Source organism: Bacillus sp. Nf3 (genome assembly GCF_003028545.1).
Classification (GTDB): domain Bacteria; phylum Bacillota; class Bacilli; order Bacillales; family Bacillaceae; genus Bacillus; species Bacillus safensis.
In genome coordinates this window covers 1-3,033 of record NZ_PYUA01000016.1, presented here as the reverse complement: position 1 = coordinate 3,033, position 3,033 = coordinate 1, and the positions used below count along the sequence as shown (strand labels likewise).

The 3,033-nt window shown below is 52.6% G+C and carries 1 rRNA gene; it reads left to right on the top strand.

The features are described 5' to 3' along the window. Positions 1–95: 95 nt before the first annotated feature. A 23S ribosomal RNA gene (locus C9414_RS19205) occupies positions 96–3,026 on the top strand. Positions 3,027–3,033 lie beyond the last annotated feature (7 nt).

Sequence of the window (3,033 nt, the reverse complement as noted above, 5' to 3'; positions counted from 1 at the left end):
TGTTCTTTGAAAACTAGATAACAATAAGTAATACATTCACATTGAATGCAATGCAAAGTTCATCACACATAGTGATTCTTTCTAAAGTAAGAAATGGTTAAGTTAGAAAGGGCGCACGGTGGATGCCTTGGCACTAGGAGCCGATGAAGGACGGGACGAACACCGATATGCTTCGGGGAGCTGTAAGCAAGCTTTGATCCGGAGATTTCCGAATGGGGAAACCCACTGCTCGTAATGGAGTAGTATCCATACTTGAATACATAGAGTATGAGAAGGCATACCCGGGGAACTGAAACATCTAAGTACCCGGAGGAAGAGAAAGCAAATGCGATTCCCTGAGTAGCGGCGAGCGAAACGGGAACAGCCCAAACCAAGAGGCTTGCCTCTTGGGGTTGTAGGACACTCTATACGGAGTTACAAAGGAACGATATAAGCGAAGAGGTCTGGAAAGGCCCGCCAAAGAAGGTAACAGCCCTGTAACTGAAATGTTGTTCTCTCCAGAGTGGATCCTGAGTACGGCGGAACACGTGAAATTCCGTCGGAATCCGGGAGGACCATCTCCCAAGGCTAAATACTCCCTAGTGACCGATAGTGAACCAGTACCGTGAGGGAAAGGTGAAAAGCACCCCGGAAGGGGAGTGAAATAGATCCTGAAACCGTGTGCCTACAAGTAGTCAGAGCCCGTTAACGGGTGATGGCGTGCCTTTTGTAGAATGAACCGGCGAGTTACGATCCCGTGCAAGGTTAAGCAGAAGATGCGGAGCCGCAGCGAAAGCGAGTCTGAATAGGGCGCATGAGTACGTGGTCGTAGACCCGAAACCAGGTGATCTACCCATGTCCAGGGTGAAGTTCAGGTAACACTGAATGGAGGCCCGAACCCACGCACGTTGAAAAGTGCGGGGATGAGGTGTGGGTAGGGGTGAAATGCCAATCGAACCTGGAGATAGCTGGTTCTCTCCGAAATAGCTTTAGGGCTAGCCTCAAGGTAAGAGTCTCGGAGGTAGAGCACTGATTGGACTAGGGGCCCCTACCGGGTTACCGAATTCAGTCAAACTCCGAATGCCGATGACTTATCCTTGGGAGTCAGACTGCGAGTGATAAGATCCGTAGTCGAAAGGGAAACAGCCCAGACCGCCAGCTAAGGTCCCAAAGTATACGTTAAGTGGAAAAGGATGTGGAGTTGCTTAGACAACCAGGATGTTGGCTTAGAAGCAGCCACCATTTAAAGAGTGCGTAATAGCTCACTGGTCGAGTGACTCTGCGCCGAAAATGTACCGGGGCTAAACGTATCACCGAAGCTGCGGACTGTTCTTACGAACAGTGGTAGGAGAGCGTTCTAAGGGCTGTGAAGCCAGACCGGAAGGACTGGTGGAGCGCTTAGAAGTGAGAATGCCGGTATGAGTAGCGAAAGACGGGTGAGAATCCCGTCCACCGAATGCCTAAGGTTTCCTGAGGAAGGCTCGTCCGCTCAGGGTTAGTCGGGACCTAAGCCGAGGCCGAAAGGCGTAGGCGATGGACAACAGGTTGATATTCCTGTACCACCTCCTCACCATTTGAGCAATGGGGGGACGCAGGAGGATAGGGTAAGCGCGGTATTGGATATCCGCGTCCAAGCAGTTAGGCTGGGAAATAGGCAAATCCGTTTCCCGTAAAGGCTGAGCTGTGATGGCGAGCGAAATTTAGTAGCGAAGTTCCTGATTCCACACTGCCAAGAAAAGCCTCTAGCGAGGTGAGAGGTGCCCGTACCGCAAACCGACACAGGTAGGCGAGGAGAGAATCCTAAGGTGATCGAGAGAACTCTCGTTAAGGAACTCGGCAAAATGACCCCGTAACTTCGGGAGAAGGGGTGCTTCTTAGGGTGTTAAAGCCCCGAGAAGCCGCAGTGAATAGGCCCAGGCGACTGTTTAGCAAAAACACAGGTCTCTGCGAAGCCGTAAGGCGAAGTATAGGGGCTGACGCCTGCCCGGTGCTGGAAGGTTAAGAGGAGCGCTTAGCGTAAGCGAAGGTGCGAATTGAAGCCCCAGTAAACGGCGGCCGTAACTATAACGGTCCTAAGGTAGCGAAATTCCTTGTCGGGTAAGTTCCGACCCGCACGAAAGGCGCAACGATCTGGGCACTGTCTCAACGAGAGACTCGGTGAAATTATAGTACCTGTGAAGATGCAGGTTACCCGCGACAGGACGGAAAGACCCCGTGGAGCTTTACTGCAGCCTGATATTGAATGTTGGTACAGCTTGTACAGGATAGGTAGGAGCCTTGGAAACCGGAGCGCTAGCTTCGGTGGAGGCATCGGTGGGATACTACCCTGGCTGTATTGACCTTCTAACCCGCTGCCCTTATCGGGCAGGGAGACAGTGTCAGGTGGGCAGTTTGACTGGGGCGGTCGCCTCCTAAAATGTAACGGAGGCGCCCAAAGGTTCCCTCAGAATGGTTGGAAATCATTCGCAGAGTGTAAAGGCACAAGGGAGCTTGACTGCGAGACCTACAAGTCGAGCAGGGACGAAAGTCGGGCTTAGTGATCCGGTGGTTCCGCATGGAAGGGCCATCGCTCAACGGATAAAAGCTACCCCGGGGATAACAGGCTTATCTCCCCCAAGAGTCCACATCGACGGGGAGGTTTGGCACCTCGATGTCGGCTCATCGCATCCTGGGGCTGTAGTCGGTCCCAAGGGTTGGGCTGTTCGCCCATTAAAGCGGTACGCGAGCTGGGTTCAGAACGTCGTGAGACAGTTCGGTCCCTATCCGTCGCGGGCGCAGGAAATTTGAGAGGAGCTGTCCTTAGTACGAGAGGACCGGGATGGACGCACCGCTGGTGTACCAGTTGTTCTGCCAAGGGCATCGCTGGGTAGCTATGTGCGGACGGGATAAGTGCTGAAAGCATCTAAGCATGAAGCCCCCCTCAAGATGAGATTTCCCATTCCGCAAGGAAGTAAGATCCCTGAAAGATGATCAGGTTGATAGGTCTGAGGTGGAAGCGTGGTGACACGTGGAGCTGACAGATACTAATAGATCGAGGACTTAACCTATATTCTA